The sequence below is a fragment of the Nocardia citri genome (assembly GCF_054065835.1).
This window is the reverse complement of record NZ_JBSUQM010000007.1, coordinates 223427-242597: the sequence shown is the minus strand read 5'-3', so window position 1 is coordinate 242597 and position 19171 is coordinate 223427. Positions and strand designations below refer to the sequence as shown.

At 65.2% G+C, this 19171-nt stretch carries 20 protein-coding genes and 3 pseudogenes; 10 read left to right on the top strand and 13 right to left on the bottom strand.

Going from position 1 to position 19171, the window contains the following annotated elements; translation table 11 throughout:
• Positions 1–149: 149 nt before the first annotated feature.
• The 3 genes from ACW2Q0_RS13820 to mqo all read right to left on the bottom strand — a co-directional run bounded on the left by ACW2Q0_RS13820 (position 150) and on the right by mqo (position 4436).
• A complete protein-coding gene (locus tag ACW2Q0_RS13820; RefSeq protein WP_457190075.1) occupies positions 150–2243 on the bottom strand; it encodes a magnesium chelatase subunit D family protein in 2094 nt (697 codons plus the stop codon).
• Positions 2244–2453: 210 nt separating this feature from the next.
• Positions 2454–2903: a GNAT family N-acetyltransferase gene (locus ACW2Q0_RS13815; RefSeq protein ID WP_457189932.1), complete on the bottom strand. Its 450-nt coding sequence runs from the start codon at positions 2901–2903 to the stop codon at positions 2454–2456.
• An 18-nt stretch (positions 2904–2921) separates the two neighbouring features.
• Complete coding sequence (gene mqo / locus ACW2Q0_RS13810) at positions 2922–4436, bottom strand: malate dehydrogenase (quinone) (protein WP_457189930.1); 1515 nt, start codon at positions 4434–4436, stop codon at positions 2922–2924.
• Positions 4437–4697: 261 nt separating this feature from the next.
• On the opposite strand from mqo, the gene ACW2Q0_RS13805 reads away from it, so the two are divergent.
• Entirely contained in the window at positions 4698–5801 is a 1104-nt protein-coding gene (locus ACW2Q0_RS13805; protein WP_457189928.1) for an alpha/beta hydrolase, read from the top strand.
• On the opposite strand, the gene ACW2Q0_RS13800 is transcribed toward ACW2Q0_RS13805, so the two are convergent.
• The 3 genes from ACW2Q0_RS13800 to map form a co-directional block, all read right to left on the bottom strand.
• Complete coding sequence (locus tag ACW2Q0_RS13800) at positions 5781–6344, bottom strand: alpha/beta hydrolase (RefSeq protein ID WP_457189926.1); 564 nt, start codon at positions 6342–6344, stop codon at positions 5781–5783. The two genes, ACW2Q0_RS13805 and ACW2Q0_RS13800, sit on opposite strands and share 21 nt — an antisense overlap.
• A 93-nt stretch (positions 6345–6437) precedes the next feature.
• Positions 6438–7985 (bottom strand): cobyric acid synthase, encoded by a 1548-nt coding sequence (locus ACW2Q0_RS13795; protein ID WP_457189924.1) that lies wholly within the window; start codon positions 7983–7985, stop codon positions 6438–6440.
• A gap of 8 nt (positions 7986–7993) precedes the next feature.
• Positions 7994–8857 carry a type I methionyl aminopeptidase gene (gene map / locus ACW2Q0_RS13790; RefSeq protein WP_457189922.1) on the bottom strand — a complete coding sequence of 288 codons (864 nt, stop codon included), beginning with the start codon at positions 8855–8857 and terminating at the stop codon, positions 7994–7996.
• 39 nt (positions 8858–8896) lie between these two features.
• On the opposite strand from map, the gene ACW2Q0_RS13785 reads away from it, so the two are divergent.
• Genes ACW2Q0_RS13785 through ACW2Q0_RS13775 form a run of 3 tightly spaced genes read left to right on the top strand, consistent with a single transcriptional unit; the run spans position 8897 to position 9647 of the window.
• Positions 8897–9034 carry a hypothetical protein gene (locus ACW2Q0_RS13785; protein WP_457189920.1) on the top strand — a complete coding sequence of 46 codons (138 nt, stop codon included), beginning with the start codon at positions 8897–8899 and terminating at the stop codon, positions 9032–9034.
• A 53-nt stretch (positions 9035–9087) separates the two neighbouring features.
• Entirely contained in the window at positions 9088–9282 is a 195-nt protein-coding gene (locus tag ACW2Q0_RS13780; RefSeq protein ID WP_457189918.1) for a CopG family transcriptional regulator, read from the top strand.
• The gene (locus ACW2Q0_RS13775) at positions 9279–9647 is read left to right on the top strand and encodes a type II toxin-antitoxin system death-on-curing family toxin (protein WP_457189916.1); all 369 of its coding nucleotides are present in this window, start codon (positions 9279–9281) and stop codon (positions 9645–9647) included. Before ACW2Q0_RS13780 ends, ACW2Q0_RS13775 begins: the two co-directional genes overlap by 4 nt.
• A gap of 19 nt (positions 9648–9666) precedes the next feature.
• On the opposite strand, the pseudogene ACW2Q0_RS13770 reads toward ACW2Q0_RS13775, so the two are convergent.
• A pseudogene (locus ACW2Q0_RS13770) lies at positions 9667–9873 on the bottom strand (UTRA domain-containing protein); the annotation flags it as partial.
• 1 nt (position 9874) lies between these two features.
• Here ACW2Q0_RS13770 and ACW2Q0_RS13765 point away from each other — a divergent pair.
• From ACW2Q0_RS13765 to ACW2Q0_RS13755, 3 genes and pseudogenes are all read left to right on the top strand, one after another.
• Positions 9875–10528 (top strand): annotated as a pseudogene (locus ACW2Q0_RS13765) (FAD-dependent oxidoreductase); the annotation flags it as partial.
• An 11-nt stretch (positions 10529–10539) separates the two neighbouring features.
• A pseudogene (locus ACW2Q0_RS13760) lies at positions 10540–10692 on the top strand (haloacid dehalogenase); the annotation flags it as partial.
• Positions 10693–10836: 144 nt separating this feature from the next.
• Complete coding sequence (locus ACW2Q0_RS13755) at positions 10837–11433, top strand: DUF4126 domain-containing protein (protein ID WP_457189914.1); 597 nt, start codon at positions 10837–10839, stop codon at positions 11431–11433.
• Positions 11434–11439: 6 nt separating this feature from the next.
• Here ACW2Q0_RS13755 and ACW2Q0_RS13750 read toward each other — a convergent pair whose 3' ends face one another.
• The gene (locus ACW2Q0_RS13750) at positions 11440–12075 is read right to left on the bottom strand and encodes a class I SAM-dependent methyltransferase (RefSeq protein ID WP_457189912.1); all 636 of its coding nucleotides are present in this window, start codon (positions 12073–12075) and stop codon (positions 11440–11442) included.
• A 255-nt stretch (positions 12076–12330) separates the two neighbouring features.
• Here ACW2Q0_RS13750 and ACW2Q0_RS13745 point away from each other — a divergent pair, with 255 nt between their 5' ends.
• A complete protein-coding gene (locus ACW2Q0_RS13745; RefSeq protein ID WP_457189910.1) occupies positions 12331–13014 on the top strand; it encodes a cytochrome P450 in 684 nt (227 codons plus the stop codon).
• Here ACW2Q0_RS13745 and ACW2Q0_RS13740 read toward each other — a convergent pair.
• Entirely contained in the window at positions 12980–13492 is a 513-nt protein-coding gene (locus ACW2Q0_RS13740; RefSeq protein ID WP_457189908.1) for a helix-turn-helix transcriptional regulator, read from the bottom strand. The genes ACW2Q0_RS13745 and ACW2Q0_RS13740 overlap by 35 nt on opposite strands.
• A 123-nt stretch (positions 13493–13615) precedes the next feature.
• Positions 13616–14128, bottom strand: coding sequence for a hypothetical protein (locus tag ACW2Q0_RS13735; protein WP_457189906.1), 513 nt, complete (start codon positions 14126–14128; stop codon positions 13616–13618).
• A gap of 521 nt (positions 14129–14649) precedes the next feature.
• On the opposite strand from ACW2Q0_RS13735, the gene ACW2Q0_RS13730 reads away from it, so the two are divergent.
• Positions 14650–14844 carry a hypothetical protein gene (locus ACW2Q0_RS13730; protein ID WP_457189904.1) on the top strand — a complete coding sequence of 65 codons (195 nt, stop codon included), beginning with the start codon at positions 14650–14652 and terminating at the stop codon, positions 14842–14844.
• Positions 14845–15111: 267 nt separating this feature from the next.
• Here the strand turns inward: ACW2Q0_RS13730 and ACW2Q0_RS13725 are convergent, their stop codons facing one another.
• Complete coding sequence (locus ACW2Q0_RS13725; protein WP_457189902.1) at positions 15112–15555, bottom strand: DUF4254 domain-containing protein; 444 nt, start codon at positions 15553–15555, stop codon at positions 15112–15114.
• A gap of 560 nt (positions 15556–16115) precedes the next feature.
• On the opposite strand from ACW2Q0_RS13725, the gene ACW2Q0_RS13720 reads away from it, so the two are divergent.
• Positions 16116–16979, top strand: coding sequence for a helix-turn-helix domain-containing protein (locus ACW2Q0_RS13720; protein WP_457189900.1), 864 nt, complete (start codon positions 16116–16118; stop codon positions 16977–16979).
• A gap of 153 nt (positions 16980–17132) precedes the next feature.
• Here ACW2Q0_RS13720 and ACW2Q0_RS13715 read toward each other — a convergent pair whose 3' ends face one another.
• The gene (locus ACW2Q0_RS13715) at positions 17133–17957 is read right to left on the bottom strand and encodes an ABC transporter permease (RefSeq protein ID WP_457189898.1); all 825 of its coding nucleotides are present in this window, start codon (positions 17955–17957) and stop codon (positions 17133–17135) included.
• On the bottom strand, positions 17954–18853 hold the full coding sequence (locus ACW2Q0_RS13710) for an ABC transporter permease (RefSeq protein WP_457190073.1): 900 nt from the start codon (positions 18851–18853) through the stop codon (positions 17954–17956). The genes ACW2Q0_RS13715 and ACW2Q0_RS13710 overlap by 4 nt, the downstream gene beginning before the upstream one ends.
• Positions 18854–19171 lie beyond the last annotated feature (318 nt).

Genomic DNA, 19171 nt, shown 5'->3' with positions numbered 1-19171 from the left:
GACCATACCGACAACCGCGCGGGTACGACGGAGCACCGTCGCGTCACTGTGATGATGCGATCGGACGCCGATGCCGATGCCGCGGCGACCATGCGCCGAAAGGCCGAACACCGTTGTCCGGCCGCGGGGTCGATCGGGGTCCGCCACGATCAGGCAGCTCGGGTCGCGCCGGGGCGACGGGATCCGGCGCGGACGACATCGGCGACCGAATCGCCGGTCAGCTCGGCGAGTCGGAGGTAGCCCGCGCGGAGGGTGCGAGCCAGCTCAGCGGCGAGGCCGAGGCGGACCATGCCGCGTTCGCAGTCCACGACGATCGAGGTGATCGCCTCGGCGGCAAGCAGATTCGCGGCAGCGTGGGTGCGCGGCACCGGATCGACACCGCCGGTGGCACGACCGTCGGTGAGCAGGACCAGCATCGGACGGCGGCGTGGATCGCGGACCCGTTCCCGATACACGACCTCGCGGGCCTTCAAAAGCCCTGCGGCGAGCGGGGTTTTACCACCGGTGCGGATGCCCGACAGGCGTCGCACCGCGATATCCACCGAGGACGTCGGCGGCAGGACGAGTTCAGCTTCCTGGCCGCGCACGGTGATCACCGCGACCTTGTCCCGCCGCTGGTAGGCGTCGCGCAGCAAGGCGACGATCGCGCCGGTAACCGCCGAGAGCCGGTCGCGCGCCGCCATGGAACCGGACGCATCGACCACGAAGACCACCAGATTGCCTTCGCGCCCTTCGCGATACGCGCCGCGCAGATCATCGGCGATCAGCTTCAACGGCCCCTCGGCTCTGCCGCGGGAGTGCTGGTGCGGTGCGGCGGCGAATACGGTGCCGAGCAGATGCAGGCCACCGGAGGTATCGGTACTGGACCGCACCGTACGTCCCTGCCTGGTCTGCGCGCGCGAACGGCGGCCCGCCGCACCCTCGCCGACACCGGCTACTTCCCAACGCGGCGGTATCACAGCGGATGTCGCGGGTGTGCCGGTGCGCCCCTCGCGCGCGGACGGCGATTGCCCACCGCCCGGCGAATCCGAACCGCCGGGACCGGCAGCGCCCGGACCTCCGTCCGGATCATCGTCCGGGCCTTGACCATCCGGGCCACCATCGCCGAGAACATCCGGATCGCTGGCATTGTTCGATGCGCTGTCCGAACCCGCGTCATCGGCATCGCCGCCGCGGCTTGCCATACCTGCATTGGAACTGACGTCGTTCGCGGGGCCGTCGTCGAGCTCATTTTCCGTGAGATCCGCAGCCCCGCCCTGCACACCGGGCTTTTCGGCCTCCTCCCCCGCCACCCGCATCGCTTCATCCAACTGCTCTTCGCTGATCCCCGGCTCATCGAACGGATCCCGCCGCCGTCGATGCGGCAGGGCCAGCTCGGCCGCAACCCGCACATCCGCCTCGGTCACCGCCTCCGCCCCACGCCAGGCCGCATGTGCCGTGGCGGTCCTGGCCACCACCAGATCGGCCCGCATTCCGTCCACATCGAATGACGCGCACAGCGCGGCGATCCGCCGCAGCTCCACATCGTCGAGCGCGACGGAGGCGACTCGCGCGCGGGCGGTGAGAATTCGCTCGGCCACCTCCCGGTCGGCCGAGGCATAGCGCGCGGCGAAACCGGCTGGGTCCGCCTCGTAGTCCAGCCGCCGCCGCACTACGGCCATCCGCACATCCACATCGCGCGAGGCCGCGACATCGACGGTGAGCCCGAACCGGTCCAGCAGTTGCGGCCGCAGCTCCCCCTCCTCCGGATTCATCGTGCCGACCAGCACAAACCGTGCCGGATGTGAATGCGAGACCCCATCGCGCTCGATATGTACCCGGCCCATCGCGGCGGCGTCGAGCAGTACATCCACCAAGTGGTCGTGCAGCAGATTCACTTCGTCGACGTAGAGCACGCCGTGATGCGCGGCCGCCAACAGCCCGGGCCGGAAGGCCTGCTCGCCGTCGCGCAGCACCCGCTCCAGATCCAAAGAACCGACCACTCGGTCTTCAGTGGCCCCTACCGGCAGCTCGACCAGCCGAGCGGGCCGCGCACCCGTGTCATCGACAACAGGCGGCAGCAATTGCGCGAGCGCCCGCACCACAGTGGATTTCGCGGTCCCCTTCTCCCCCCGCACCAGTACGCCGCCGATCCCAGGATGTACCGCGCACAGGATCAACCCCAGCTGCAACCGCTCCTGCCCGACCACCGCCGAGAACGGAAACCCCACATCACCATCAGCACCGGGACCCGCCCCGGTCAGCGAAGAGGCATGCGGCGCGGTTTCCGTACGGAACAATGACACGCCCCAACTCTATTCACATCACCACACCCACCCACCAGCACCCTCCGACGCGCGACACCGCCGGGGGCGCATTGAGGAAAGAGCGGGCCTCCCACTCGATCAACCACCACGGAGCGAGTCTTACGAGCGACCGCGAACACGGCGCGCCCGCGCGGCCGACGACACAGCTCAGCCCTTCCGCATGGGCAGGTGCATGACGCCGTCCTCTTCGAATTCGTCGCCATCGGGCTTGAAGCCGAATTTGGCGTACAGGTCGACGAGGTAGGTCTGGGCACTGAGGCGCACGGTTGCCGAACCGGCCTCGGCGAGCGCGGCCTGCACCAGCCGGGTGGTGTACCCGTGCCCGCGGGCCGACACCGCGGTGCACACCCGTCCGATGCGGAACGACTTCACACCGTTGTCGTGCTCCTCGAGCAGCCGCAGCGTCGAGATGATCTCACCCTCGTCATCGAGCCAGAAATGGCGCGTCTCCGGCAGCAGGTCGAGACCATCCAGTTCCGGGTACGCGCATTTCTGCTCGACGACGAAGACTTCGACACGAAGTTTCAACAGCTGATACAGGGTGGCAGTGTCGAGATCGAGTGCCCAGGACCGTTTGAGTGCAACCGTTGACATCATCGCGTCTTGCTATCACAACTACGCGATCGGCGCGACCCCTGCGCGCTTGGGCGTGTTGTCCGACCCACCGTTCAGGTTCAGGGTTTTGGTCGACCAATCCCAGACTTCCTGGAACAGCGCGGGGTTCTCGGAAAGCTTCACACCCAGCGAGGGAACCATTTCCTTCAGCTTCGGGGTCCAGTCGGCGTACTCCCGCGGGAAGCACCGCTGCAGCACGTCGACCATGGCGCTGACACCGGTCGACGCGCCGGGCGACGCGCCGAGCAGACCCGCAATCGTGCCATCTTCGGCGGCGACAACCGCCGTACCGAACTCGAGCACACCACCCGCACCCTTGCGTCGGATGACCTGCACGCGCTGCCCCGCGGTGATCAGCTCCCAGTCGTGGCCGTTCGCGCGCGGCATGAACTCCTCCAGCGTGGCCACCTTGCCCGCCTCGGACTTGAGCAGCTCGCTGATCAGATACTTGGTCAAGCTGAGTTCGGTGACGCCGACACCGAGCAGCGAGAAAATATTGTTCGGCTTGACCGACTTGAACAGGTCGGTGTTCTTACCGTCCTTGAGGAATTTCGGCGTCCACCCGGCGTACGGGCCGAACAGCAGGCCAGGGCGGCCCTTGATGATGCGAGTGTCCAAGTGCGGCACCGACATCGGCGGCGCACCCACGGCGGCCTTGCCGTAGACCTTGGCGTGGTGCTGGTGGATCAGATCCGGGTTGGTGCAGCGGATGAATTGACCGCTGATCGGGAAGCCGCCGAAACCCTTGGCCTCTTTGATACCCGACTTCTGCAGCAGCGGCAGCGCACCGCCACCGGCGCCCACGAAGACGAATTTGCTGATGAGCGTGCGGGTTTGGCCGGTGCGCAGGTTGCGCACCTTGACCAGCCACGAGCCATCGGACTGCTTGGTGAGGTCGCGTACCTCGTGGCCGAAGGCCAGATCGACGCCGGTGCGGCCGAGGTAGGCCAGCAGTTCACCGGTGAGCGAACCGAAGTCGATATCGGTGCCCTCATCGGTCCAGTTGAGCGCGATCGGCTCGGCGAAGTCGCGGCCCTTGGCCATCAGCGGCAGCCGCTTGGCGAATTCGTCGGGGCTGTCGATGTATTCCATCGTGGCGAACAGCGGATGCCGCGACAGCGCCTCGTACCGCTTGCGTAAATAGTCCACATTGTTCGCGCCGTGGACGAAGCTGACGTGCGGGATGGGGTTGATATATGCGGAGGGATCGCCGAGGATGCCGTTCTCTACGCCGTAGGACCAGAACTGGCGCGAGACCTGGAAGCGCTCGTTGATGTCGATGGCCTTGCTGATATCGACCGAGCCGTCCGGATTCTGCGGGCTGTAGTTCAGCTCGCACAGTGCGGAGTGTCCGGTGCCCGCGTTGTTCCACGGATCGCTGCTCTCGGCGGCGGCCGCGTCCAGCCGTTCGAACAGGGAGATCGACCATTCCGGCTGCAGCTGCCGAAGCAGTGCGCCGAGAGTGGCACTCATGATGCCGGCACCGATGAGTACTACGTCGGTCTTTTCAGTCATGGCAGCGTTCGGCACGGGTAGATCGACTTCCTTGTCCTTCTGTGCACGCCCACCCCCACGGTGGGCCTGCTGGGCACGGGCGCTATGTGATTGTCGCGAGTCCTGCGTGACTCGGCGGGGTGTAGGTTACCCGCCGTTCACCTAGCCCAATTGTGCACCTCACCTGTTCGAAGCCCGGCAACGAACCTACCGAATGTGACGTAGATTCCTTCCGGCACTCGATCTTCGAATCGGCCCTGATCGTCGCCTACATTGATCGTTGTGACGAACGAAGCCTCGCTCAGCGTGTCCGACATCACGGCCCCAGCCGCCGAGCGATGGAAGCCAGATGTCCTCGGTGTGGGCTACGAGCAGCGCCCCCTGCCGCTCGGTCCGGACCCCGATGGTGAGGGTGAGGCCGTCGCGACCATCGTTCGCTACATCCCCGATACCGATGCCGCCGCTGGCGATCGCCTGCGGGGCGCTCCGAACAATACCGCCACCGAACCCGCGGTGCTCTACGTACACGGTTTCACCGATTACTTCTTCCAACAGCATCTCGCCGAGCACTTCGCCGGGCGCGGACATCGCTTCTACGCACTGGATCTGCGCAAGTGCGGCCGCTCGCTGCGCGACGGCCAGACACCGCACTACGTCACCGATCTGGCGCTCTACGACGCCGAACTGAACGAGTCGCTGCGGATCATCCAGGAAGAAACGGGCGATAATGTGCTGCTCGTCGCGCATTCGACCGGCGGACTCATCGTGTCGCTCTGGCTGGACCGGCTCAACAAGGCGAAAGGCACAGCCGAGTCGGGCATTGTCGGCCTGGTGCTCAACAGCCCCTGGTTCGACCTGCAGGGCCCCGCGTACTACCGGACCATCGGCACCCAGGTGATCAAGATGGTCGGCCGGTTCCGGTCGATGTTCGAACTACCCGGCAACAAAATCAGCTCCTACGGCGACAGCCTGCACCACAGCGTCGCGGGCGAGTGGGACTACAACCTGGATTGGAAACCGCTGGAGGGCTTCCCGGTCCGGCTCGGCTGGCTGCGCGCGATCCGCAACGGGCACGCCAGGCTGCAGGCGGGGCTGTCGGTCGGCGTGCCCGCGCTGATTCTGCGTTCGCGGATCACGAAATTCGCGCGCAAGTACGGTCCGGCCATCGATGTGGCGGATGCGGTCCTCGATGTCCGCCAGATTCAGCGCTGGTCGGGTTGCCTGGGCGATCGGACCAATATCGTCCCGATCGACGGCGCCCGCCACGATGTCTTCCTGTCCTCGGCCGAACCCCGGGCCAATGCCTTCGCCGAACTCGACAGCTGGCTGGACTGGCTGGTGGTCTTCCGCACGAAGACCGCCGGTTCACCAGAGGCTGGTGCGTAACACGATCTCGGTGGCCAATTCGTGGTCGGCCTCGGTCGCCACATTGTCGACGTCGATCTCCACAACCCGGAATTCGCCGTAGACGTAGCGACCGGAGGCATCCGCCACCGAACGCGGCAAATTCTTGGTGACCAGCACGGTGGTGGCGACCTCCACCGGCCGACACGTCGGGTCGGCGACAGTGCCGTCGGCGGCCGGTATGGCGGGATGGCCACGATCGGCGACGACAAGGCTGATGAACCGGCCGAAACCACCCGCACAGACCTGCCAGCCCAACTGCGCGCCCGCGCCGCGGCCGGCGACATTCACCCACGGAATGCCGAGTTCGTCGAGGATGGCGTGCACACCCACCGGATCCAGGTCCGCTATCGATTCCACCGCGACGGTGCGCAGGTCCGAGGTGTGCAAACGGGCACACACCTGGTCGTAGACGTCGACCGGATCACCGGCATCGGGCAGCAGCAGCACGCTGTGCCGAGACTCCGGGCCGTCGACCCGCACGGTCCATGCCCGGTCACCGACCGTGATCCGCCGAGATTTCATGCCGGAGTACGGTACACGCCCTAATTGAACGGGGCCGTGTGTCAGCTACCCACGACTCGGGAATATAAACATTTCGGTAGTTGTACAGGCAGGTCAGAGTGCCTTACTGCCGACTCCCAGTGCGGAGACGATGGTCGACCGATCAGTCTGTGCGCCATCGGTGAGCAGGTGTTCGATGTGGGCGATATCGAGGTGCTGTTCGATCAGGTCGGCGAGCAGATCGAGTTGGGACGAGCGGATCGCGGCTACCGATATGTTGTCCTCGACGAGGAAACCGTGCCGTCCGGCGTGGGCGGCGACCTCGCGGAGCCAGGCGCGACGGAACTCATCCGATTCCAGCAGGCCGTGCAGATGGGTGCCCCAGATCGCCCCGCGCGCGGTACCCTCCGCGCTCGTGGCGCTGTCCAGCTCGAGCCAGGCCGGATCACCGCTGCGCCCGACCCGGCCATGGTGAATCTCGTATCCGTGCACGGGAAGTCCATTACCGATCCCGTGGCCGGTGCTGCGTCGCAGCACCTTGGGATCGGCGAATTCGATCTCCAGATCCAGCAGACCCAGCCCCGCGACCGTCCCCGCATCGGATTCGACCCGATCGACGATGTGGCGCCCGAGCATCTGATATCCGCCGCAGATGCCGAGGATCGGCCGCCCCGCTGCCGCCCTGGCCCGTAGCGCGTCGGCAATTCCGGTGCGCCGTAACCACTCCAGATCCGAGACGGTCGCCTTACTGCCCGGCAGCACCACCAGATCGGCGTCGGCCAGCCGGGACGGCTCGCTGACCCAGCGCACCGCGACACCAGGCTCACAGGCCAGCGCCTCGACATCGGTGGAATTCGAGATGCGCGGTAGTCGGATGGCCGCGACCGTGAGCCATTCGGCGCCGATCGGCAGCTTCGGACGGCCTACCGGAGCATCGGCGACGGTGCCGAGAGAGTCCTCCGCATCGATCCACAGCTCGTCCGCGTAGGGAATGACACCGAGGGTCGGGCGTCCGGTCAGCTCGGTGAGCCGGTCGAGTCCGGGACGCAACAACTCGACATCACCGCGGAACTTATTGACGATGAAGCCGCAGATCAGTTGCTGGTCTTCGGGTTCCAGTACGGCCACGGTGCCGAAGAGATGCGCGAGCACGCCGCCGCGGTCGATATCGCCGACCACGAGCACCGGCAGTCGTGCCGCGCGCGCAAGCCCCATATTCGCCAGATCGGTGGCACGTAGATTGATTTCGGCGGGCGAACCGGCGCCCTCGCAGATCACCACGTCGAATTCGGCGCGCAGCGCATCCAGTTCGGCGGCGACGACTTCACGGAGATCCTGCCGGTGCTGGAAATAGTCGCGCGCGCCGACGGTTCCGATTGCCTTGCCGCGCACCACGAGTTGGGAGCGACGGTCGCTGCCGGGTTTGAGCAGGATCGGATTGAACCGCACACTCGGCTCCAGCCCACACGCCGCCGCCTGCAGCGCCTGCGCACGACCGATCTCGCCACCGTCGAGGGTGACCACCGAGTTATTGGACATATTCTGCGCCTTGAACGGCGCGACTCGGATGCCGCGCCGAGCGAGCATTCGGCACAGTCCGGCTACCACAACGCTTTTTCCGGCGTCGGAGGTCGTTCCCGCGATCAGCAGTGCGCCCTTCATGCCACCCCTCAGGGCAGGGTGAGGATTTCGGCGCCTGTTTCAGTTACGACCAGCGTATGTTCGAACTGCGCGGTCCAGTTGCGGTCCTTGGTGACGACGGTCCAGCCGTCGTCCCAGATCTCATAGTCGATGCCGCCGAGGTTGATCATCGGCTCGATGGTGAAGGTCATGCCGGGCTCGATGATCGATTCGATGGCGGGCTGGTCGTAGTGCAGGATGACCAGGCCGCTGTGGAAGGTGGGGCCGACGCCGTGCCCGGTGAAATCGCGCACCACGCCGTAGCCGAACCGGTTGGCGTAGGATTCGATGACGCGCCCGATCACGTTGAGCGCCCGGCCCGGCCGAACCGCCTTGATCGCCCGCACCGTCGCTTCTTCGGTCCGCTCGACCAGCAGGCGCACCTCCTCGTCGACATCACCGGCCAGGTAGGTCTTATTGGTATCGCCGTGCACGCCATCGATATAGGCGGTCACATCGATATTGACGATGTCGCCGTCCTGGATCACCGTCGAATCCGGAATGCCGTGGCAGATCACCTCGTTCAGCGAAGTGCAGCACGATTTCGGAAAACCCTTGTAGCCCAACGTCGATGGGTAAGCGCCATGATCGCACATGTACTCGTGCGCGATCCGGTCCAGCTCGTCGGTGGTGACACCGGGGGCCACCGCCCTGCCCGCCTCCGCGAGCGCCTGCGCCGCGATCTTGCCCGCGATCCGCATCTTCTCGATGGTCTCGTCCGTCTGCACCCAGGGTTCGCGGCCCTCGTTCACGGTCTTCTTCCACGCATACTCCGGACGCTCGATCGAGCGCGGAACCTCACGGGTGGGCGAGAGCGTGCCGGGAACAAGCGGCTGGCGGGTACGCACTGACATGGAACAAGACTATCCGCACCGGTCAATCGCACACCGTCGGTGCCCGCGCCCGACCTATCCGCGACACCCTCGGCCTGGACCACTTCGTGCCGCTCCGGCGTGAACACCCTGCCGCACCAAAAGGTGCTGCGCGATATCGAATTGATCGACGCCAAGGTCGCACCCCAGGTGCGCTGAGCCGGCACAACGACGCCTCGCCAAGAGTGATACCACGATGGTATCGTCCATCGGTGGCCATGACTCTGCGACTCAATGACGACGACGACAGGATGCTCACAGAACGAGCGAAGCTGGAAGGTCGGTCGAAGCAGGAGATCGCCCAGGAAGCGATCCACCTGCATTTGACAAGGCATCAAGAGGTTTTCACCGCACTTGTACAGGAGTCGATGAATAAGCATGCCGAGCTGATGAAACGGCTCGCATGATCTATCTGGACCTTGCCGAACTTCTGTTGATCGCCGAAACCGTGAACGGCAGCAAGCAGTGCGTCCGGGATTGGGGATTGCTGCAATCATCGGCGGAACGTCCGAAAACAACAGTGTTCGGCATGGACGCATATCCGACATTGCTCGATAAGCTAGCCGCTCTATTGCATGCGATCGCACGCAATAGAGCTCTGATCGACGGCAACAAACGGACGGCGTGGATCGCGGTGGACACCATGTTGTCGCTGAATACCGGCCACGGATTGCAGGTAGACGTGGATGCACAGGAGCAGTTCATGAACGATGTCGCCCAAGGCCTATTGGAGGTGCCGGACATCGCGATTCACTTGCAGAAATGGATGTGAAGTCGCTGCGATCAGGCGATTACCTGCCGAGTTGGGCCTCGAAGGCGATGCGGTCGCCGCGGTAGCGGGAGCGGACGCGTTCGACCGGCTCACCGTGCTGGTCGACGCTGCGCCGATGCAGCAGCAGTAGCGGTAGTGCCGTAGTCCATTCGAGTAGGGCGGCCTCGCGCGGCGACGCGAGCACCGTTTCGATTCGCTCGGTAGCGCTGCCGAACTCTACGCCGGACCGCTACAGCTTCCATGCCGGCGCCGAGGCCCGCCAGGTCACCGACACCGGCTCCGGCGCAACGGTTCTCGACGACCAAGGGCGCACCTTCGAAGCGGATCTGGTGTTGGTCTGTCCAGGTGCCGCGCACACCGGTCTGACCCGCGAACTCGTCGGCACCATCGCGGTGCGCCGGGTCCGGCTGCAGATGATGCAGACCGCGCCGCTCGGCGAACCGCTGACCACCGCGATCGCCGACGGCGACAGCTTCCGCTACTACCCCGGCTTCGCCGGTCCGCAGTTGGAGGTGCTGAACGCGGAGCAGTCGCAGACCGCGATCGCCGCCGAGCACCGGATGCAGTTGCTGTGCGTGCAACGCCTCAGTGGCAGTCTCACCATCGGCGATACCCACGAATACGAGGAGCCGTTCGCCTTCGATGTGGACGAGGCACCGTACGAACACCTCACCGCCGTCACCGAGGAGCTACTGGGACGCGAACTCCCGCAGGTGGTGCGGCGCTGGGCGGGCGTCTACAGCCAGAGCGTCGATCCGGCCACCATCGTGACCCGCGCCCAGGCCGATGCGCACATCTGGGTCGTCACCGGTCCGGGCGGCCGCGGTATGACCCTCGGCCCCGCGATCGGTGCGGAGACCGCCGACCTGTTGAATCTGTGAGGAGGAGCACCATGCCGGATCAGAACATCACCCTCGCCGTCCTCGATATGGCGGGCACCACGGTCGCCGACGGCGAATTGGTCCAGCGCGCCTTCGATGCCGCCGCGACCAGCGCCGGTATCGAAATCGAAGGGCCGCAACGTGATCGGGCCCGGCAGTATGTCGGTCAGTCTGCAGACCGCGCTGCTCTCCGGCGGGGTCGCGCGCGGCCGCGAGTACCTGCCTGCTGTTGGCGGTGACACTGGTCGCCTTGGTCGTACTCGGTCGGCTCCGTGGTCGCGCCGCGCTGCGCACCATACGATGGCCTCATGTCGGCACTGCCCCTGATCTTCGCCGCGGGCTGGGCGAGCGGGGTCAATGCCTATGCGGTGGTTCTGCTGCTCGGCATCTTCGGCGTGACCGGTCTGTCCGATGACGTGCCGGAGGCGCTGCAGCGCACCGATGTATTGATCGCTGCCGGGGTGTTGTTTCTCATCGAGGCCGTCGCCGATAAGGTCCCGTATCTCGACAGCTTCTGGGATGCGGTGCACACCATCGTGCGCCCGACATCGGGTGCGGTCGTCGCCGCCCTGCTCGCGGGCCAGGACGGTTCGCTTCCGCAACTGGCGGCCGGAGCGGTCGGCGGAACTACCGCCCTGGCAAGCCATCTCGTCAAGGCCGGAACACGGATGGCGATCAACACCTCGCCGGAGCCCGCGAGCAATATCGTCATGAGCCTGGTCGAGGATCTTGCCGTCGGCGGCATCGTCACCACCGCAATCTTCCATCCGGTCGTGGCGGCCGTCTGCGCGGGCACACTGCTGGTGGTCGGCGTGCTCCTGGTGTATCTGCTGGCGAGCCGGATCCGCCGCTACCGTATTCGCCGCAGACAACGCCGCGACGCCAAACGCGCCGCAGCCGTCTGAACCTGGCTACACCGGTTTGCGCCAGACCAGGCAATAGCGCCAGAAGACCAGCCGACGTACTCGCGCACCGGGCAGAATCGCCGCGACTTGCGCCCGTACCTGTCGCGTCGTCAGCGGCGGGTCGAGGACAACCGGCATGGCATCGTGAGTCGTCTCGACCGCATACCAACTCTGCCGTCCACGCGCCCGAAGCATCCGGAACACGATCCCGAGCATCCGATGCCCGATCGCCGCTGCCAACTCGACGGGCAATTCCCGAAGGAGATCGGACCGCGGCAATGCCACCGCCGCGATCACACCACCCGGCCGCACTGCCCGCGCCAATACCGGCAGCACCTCATCGAGGGGCATATGGTGCAGCGTGCTGATCGACACGATCGCGTCATAGGTTCCATCGGGGAGCGGCTGCTCCAGCACATCCCCCAGAATGCACCGGACATTCTCCGGCACCGCCTGCTTCGCCACGTCGATCATCACCGCGGACCGATCGATCGCATCGACCTGCTCGACGCGCCGTGCAATTTCCTCCGCGAAACCGCCCGCCCCACAGCCGACGTCCAACACCCGGGCACACGGAGTGGGCAGCTGCCGCATGAGAAACCGTTGGTAGTACGCGTTATGACTCCAATTGAGTTTGCTCATCCAGCACACCCTGCCACGCCTGCGCCGAAAGTGCTTCCGCACCAGAAATTATGTTCCGATCGCGGTGAAATTCCGTTGCGGAGCAGAGGATATCGATCCGGCACTCCACGGCGCCGCGGGTGATCGACAATGACCTGGCACAGACTCGGATGGTCCGGGGATGCCATCCGTCGATCACACCATTCGAGACAGTATGACCGAGTCGGTCATCCAGCTGCCGACCGCTGGAGAGACGGTTATTGGGCCACCACCCTCATGTCGCAGACCAGCACGGGTGAGCAGATGCAGGCCGCCATGACGGAGATGCTGGCGTTCCTCGCGGAATTCCTCGAGGCCAAACGGCGCGAACCGGGCGATGATCTCACCTCCGCCATACTGGCGGCCAACACCGACAACCTGACCACCGACGATATGGTCAACATGTTGTGGCTGGTGATCATGGCCGGCCATGAGACCACGGTGCACCTGCTGGCCAATGCGGTCATCGCACTGTGCGAGAACCCGGCGCAGCTGGACAAGGCCCGCGCCGAGGACCGCTGGGCGGACGTTATCGAGGAGGCACTGCGTTTCCGATCACCGGTGTACAGCGCCAACCTCCGTTATGCCCAGCAGAATGTCACGATCGCGGGCGTCGACCTGCCGGCGGGCGCGATCGTCATCTGGAACGGCAATGTCGGGCGAGACCCGGAGCGATACCCGAATGCCGATGTGTTCGACATCGACCACGATCACCGGGGTCAGTTGGCCTTCGGCAGAGGAGCGCACGTCTGCCTGGGCGCACCACTGGCCCGCCTGGAGGCGCGTCTCGCGCTGTCCACGCTGTTCAACCGCTTCCCGCGGCTGCGCCTGGCCCGGGATTCGGCGCTGCTTCCGGTCAGCCCGCAGTTCATGACCGCGGGTCCGCTTACTCTGCCGGTGCGGTTGCACCCGGTGGACTGACCACCGATGCCGGCTGGCCGGTCTCGGCCAGCCGGCGTTTGCGGAATTCCCTCGGGCTTTCGCCGTATCGGGCCTTGAATGCGGCGGAGTACCAGGTAACGGTAAATCCGCTGCGCGCGGCGATTTCGGCGATGGTCAGTGTCGTGTCCGGATTTTCGAGCATGGCGCGCGCCATCCGCAGTGATTCGTCCTGGCGCACTTCACGATACGTGGTTCCGGATTGCTCCAGCGCGGTGCGCAACTGCCGTGGCGACCAGCTCAATGCCCGAGCCACCGCGGCCAGACGGAGGTCGGCGACCCCGATATTGTCGCGCACATACCGGCGCACGGACTCGGCCGTCTCGGCGAGCTGGTTCCGCTGCGGGGTGCTGTCGCCGACGGCCATCATGCACAGCAGTTCGGTGGTCCGTTCGCAGACCGCGTTGAATTGACGGCCCGAGGTGTACGTCCGAATACGGCACGATGCGGCAAATATCATGCCCGACAATCGAACTCGTGCAATCTTGGCTGCTCGAAAACACAACTTGTCTGCCGCGGAACATAATTGACGAGGTTTCTGCGTGTGGGATAAGTTCGTCGATGAAATGCATCGGACGGCGGCTCACCGCGGCTGCGGCCGTGCGCAAGCCGCTGGGTACCGCCGTCCGGCAGGCCGCTGTCCGATAGGTTCCAGGCCGTGATCGCGTGCCGATGAATGCCGGATGGCGTAATCCTCGGCGAGCACGGCGAGCAATCCAGCGCCGGTCAACTCGTCTCCCGATGCCGCCGCGCCGATGCCTCGCGCGGCCAGTGCCGCGCACATGCTGCGGGGAGCCAACTGCACGGCGGCGACGGGAAACATCCGCTGTACCGCGGCACAATGCCGAATCCCCCCACGCCATTCCTGGATTTCAGCGGGTGCGATCACCCCCGCGCGCATGTGCATTCGCCCGACGGCGGCGATGCCCACCGCAGTGATCTCGTCGTCCCCCGCGACATCCAGGAGCAGATCCCGACAGCTCTGCCATACCCCGCGCGCCGGGATCTGGCGCCACGCGAGGGTGCGGCCGTCGATGCCGACGACCCGATCGGGAATGAATTCGGCGGGGCGCAACACCAATGCGAGCGCGGTCACGGCACCTCCCGGTTTCGAATACAGGGTTACCTGCGATGTCCGGTCGAGTGTCGGTGCCGTGGAGCCAGCTTCGGCTCGTCTCCGGGCACGCACTGCCGCCTAGCGTAAATTCTCCGCCCCGCAACGGAATTGTTGCTCACGTGTCCGGGTCACAGTGGCCGACACACATGACCACGAGCCAACGGTCGCACGCCGGTCAGGCGATCGCCGAGAACGTGAGTACCAAACCGACGATGCCGAGGGGCACCGCCCCACAGCGAGCCATGGCCCCTGCCGCCGATCAGTCGTTGGTGGGCGGCCTTGTCATCGGGGGTCGTGCGAATACCCAGGGTTGTTGCTGCTGAGGAGGATTCGGTACGTAGCCAGCGACAGACGGAGACCAAGGCGCGGCGGACATCGCGGTGCCGATCCCGCTGCGCCCATGGCGTTTGGGTGACATCCGGGGCGTGCAGTTCGCCCTTGCGCGAGGTGATCCTCGGGGCTGTCGACCGGGTTGTTTTGGCGCCGAGCGGCCGTAGATAGTGCTCACCATCACGGGTGCCTCATCCCGTAGCGGCGAGTTGGCCGGTCCGCTCGCCACAGTGATGCTGATCCAGCAGTGCGGAAATCGCTTCGGCTGGTCGGCGCCGTGGGTCGATCTGCTCGTCACGATGCGAACGGACGCGACGACCGATGTTCGCGTCGGGGCGGCAGCCGTCTGGATGGCAGCCGAATAGGTTCGGGCGCTGGCGAATTCGGAGTACCGGCGAATTCGGAGTACCGGCGAATTCGTAGCGGGCGTGCCGCGCCAGTCGACCACGCGGCACGCCGGGCGGGGCGCCCCGTTGCGCCCGCCGTCACAGTGCCGACGACGTCAGCGTCCGGATCGGGTCATTGGTCGGATGGCGCGGACCCGGGACGTCGCCAATTGAGCAGTAACGCCAATTGAGCGGGTGACGCTGTGCGGCAGTGTCACTATTGCGGACGAAGGTCGCTGCCGGTCTTCACTGTTCAGGCAAACGGCGGCGGCCACCGGCCACGTCGGTTACCAGATCAGTGTAGCCGTCCACCAGTTCGGCCAAGTGGTACCAGCGCTTATGGGTATTGTCGCTGCGCGCGCCATCGACACCGATGGCGGTGTTGGCATCCACCCAGCTGCGCGCCATTCGATCCACCACCGCACCTAGGCTCTCGGTATGTAGCGAGGCACCATTGCGATGCTGCGGGATCTCCTGCGCAATCCATTCATTGATGTCGTCGATGAGTTCGCCACGACGGCAATCGATTTCGGCAACGAGGTTCATGTCTTGAACCTCGGCACGGCGTGCGTGGAGTTCGGCGAGCGCATGTGCGGAACGCAGTAATTCACGATCTTGAAAACGTCGCCCCTGAAATGCGCACAATATCTGCGGAGCGGTCGGCAGCACCCCCACCGTCGGCGCGCTCATCGCCGTACTCCGAATTCACCCGACACCAACGCGCTTTGTACCAACATGATTGGCTCTCGATTCGGTTATCCCGGTCATCGGATCGGTTCTTCACAACTAGCGTAGCTGGATCATGCTCTTACAAATGCCGGAACGCAAGAGTGCGTTCTCATTGCTGCGGTAACGACCGGATCGCCGCGTCGCGACTCCACAGACAGCTAGTGACAACGACTTTCACGCTCGATACTCGACGGGAACTAGACCGGTGGCCAAAAGTTTGCCACATCCCCGCTCGGCCCGTGGGCGATATGCGATCGGCCGCCCATCGGGCTCGGCGTGCCGTGCCCCGCCGATCCCTGTCCCCGGGCGGCGCCACGGCAACAGCGACGGACATCCAACTCCGGCCATCGCCTCGCGGATCTGCGGTGACGAGGGCGTCGCACCGATAACTCCGAACTTCGTTGCCGCGAAAGGCGGTAGTCTCTGACCACACTGCGATTGCATATTTGCGGTGTGTGGCGGGCACTCACCAGAGCATGTACGCAAGAGTGCTTACCGGTGCGCAGGGCGAAAGGGTTGTCATGGCAGGCAAGCGCACAGTTCTCACCGCGGGTTTACGGCGACTCTCGGTGCTGCTCACCGAGATGCGCGAACACGCGGGGTTGAGCAAAGAAGATGTCAGCGGGAAGACAGGCATCAATATCACGACGCTGTATCGCATCGAGACGGCGCAGGCGCGGCCACAGCGGCGCACGCTGATGGCGATGCTGGATCTCTACGGCGTCACCGAACAGCAGCGCGCCGATGCGCTCGAGCTCCTGTCGGACGCACTCAAGCCCGGCATGTCCCGCCCGTACGAGGCGACGCTGACCGAGGTACACGCGGCCTACATCAACTTCGAATCCGAGGCGCTCTCGGCCCGGCACTACCAGACCTCCTACATCCCAGGACTATTGCAGACCTCGGAATACGCCGAGGCGGTCATCGACACCAATATGCCGAAGCTGGACGGCGCTACCGTGCAGCACAATGTGCGGGCGCGGATGGACCGGGCCATGCATCTCACCAAGACGGATCCGCTCGAGCTGTGGGTGGTCCTCGACGAGGCGGCGATCCGGCGCATGGTCGGCGGCCCCGATGTGATGAAGGCACAGCTCGAGCGACTGCTCGACGATTCGCAGATGAAAAACGTCATCCTGCAGATACTTCCGTTCAGCGCGGGAGTGCATCCCGGCATGGCCGGATCCTTCACGCTGCTGGACTTCAAGGATCCGGCCGATCCGGAACTGGTCTATGTCGAGGGCATCGCGGGCGATCAACTGATCGAGGGTCATCCCCAGATCCGCCGTTTCGGCATCATTTTCGACCAACTGCGCGCCATGGCGCTCAGCCCGCGCGACTCCATGGCGCTGATCGACGACGCCGCCGAGGAGATGAGCGTTTGACATCGTCGCGCGGCCGAAGCCGAGCCCGCTGATGGTACACCGGTAAACCACGCCAGCTATCGCGATGATGTTCGAACCGGGCTGGCTGGGTTGCGAGGCGACGCGCCGACCCCACGACCGAAACCGGGGGTCTGCGCGCCGAGGTTTCTCGGATCAGCTGCGGCTGGCCCGCCGATAGCCGACCGCCGCGGGAATCGCGAAGACGACGAATGCCCCGACACACCAGGCGGTGGTGGCCAACAGCGGATCACGCACCGAACCACCGAGGGATAGTCCCCTCATGGCATTGATGGCATAGGACATCGGCTGATGCTGCACGATCGGCTGAGCCCACCTCGGGTAGGCCGCCAGCGGTACGAACCCGGTACTGAAGAACATCAGCAGCGAAGAACCGAGCGAAACCGCCTCCACCAGTGCGGCTTTCGCGCTGAACACAGCAACCGCGGTGACCACGGTCGCGAAGGCGAGGCCGAATATCAACGGCACCCCGAACAGCGCGATACCGGCGAGCAGCCCTTGCTGGAATCGGAAGCCCATCGCCACACCCACCGCGAACATCACCACCGTGCACAGCAGAATCCGCATCCCCTCGGCGACGGTGCGCGCGGCCAGTCCGGACGCGCGGTGCACCGGTAGCACCCAAAAGCGGGCCAGCAAACCTTCGTCGCGCTCGCGCCCAAGAGTGATGGCACCGGCCACCGAACCGGACATCACACCGACCAGCGATGCCATCGGAACGAAACCATACAGCGCACTAGCCCGGGTGAACTCCGAAATCTGTTTCCCGAGAACTGTATTCAGCACGAACAACAGGAGCGCGGGAAAGACGAGCGACTGTACGACGGTCAGCGGGTCACGCCACCAGCGCATCAGCAGCCGCTTGGTTTGGATGAGCGTCTGCGGGATCAGCAGTCGCCAGGTTTCGGTCCTACCGAAGACCTTGGGTAGTTGCTCCGCGGGAGTCAGGACCTCGGTCATGCCGACCTCCGTATCGAAACATATACCGCACCCGCACCGAAGAGGATGGTCTGACCGAGCGTCCAGGCCAACGCGGGCCCGAAGATCGACCAGCCGATGACGCCGGCGTGGCCTGTCGAATCACCGGCCAGTGATCGCAGGCCGTATACGTAATGTGATATCGGTTGGTTGCGCGCGAAGCCCTGGATCCAGTGTGGGAATTGGTTGACAGGGGCGAATCCGGTGGAGACCATCCCGAGGATCAACTGCGGCAGGATGAGCGCCTGGGTGGTCGCCTCCGGACTCTTGGTCACGCTGCCGAGCAGATCTGCACCCAGGCACAGCGTCAGTGCGATCAGCAGCGCGAATCCGATGAAACCGATTGTGTCCCACCAGCTTCCATAGAACCGGAAGCCGATCACATAGCCGCACACCAGGGCCGCGGCCAAGGCGACTCCGGCCCGGTACATCCCGGCCGTGACCCGCGCCGCGAGCGGCACCGCCGAAAACATCGGCATCGATCCGAACCGGATATTGAGCCCGTCTCTGGCGTCGGTGGCGGCTCGGAATGCCGCGGTGATCGCGCAGAAGGCGATCGCCTGCATGACGATCATGGGCATGAGGAATTGCGCATAGCTGCTCAACCCGCCCCGCCGGGCGGGCTGCAGCGACATCACGAAGTTCAACGGCACGTAGAAACCGACGGTGAAGACCGTAGGCGCCAGCAGCGCGGTGATCAGCTCACCATTGCGCCAGGACGGCCGAACCAGGCGGCTGGTCAGCGCCCACCATTGCGCCACCGTCGCGGTGCGCGGCGGCGGTGCGTCCACCAGCCGTTCGCTGCTCAGTCGGCGCAGCTCACCGTCGTCCCGTTCCGACTGGACGGTGCTCGAACCCGCGTGGCTACCGCTGTTCATCTGCACGCTCCCATCCTGCGCGTCACCAATCCCGTTTGATGGCGAACTCGCTGGTCTCCGCATGTCGATATCGCATTGTCATTCTCGCTCGTTTTCGTCCCCTGCCGACCGAAATCGCCGGACGCCGCCGTCGGGCGGGCGATCGGGTCGTCGTCCAATCTCGCCGCTGCGACGATGTTTCGATACCGCCCCCGAGTGTCGGAACCGCGACTCCGAGGGGGTGATGAATCTCCACCAAGGTGTCCACCCGTGCTTGATCTATGCAGTGTCGCTATCAGTTTCGCCGGAATGTCCGATTCACGAGGTGACTACCGCGCA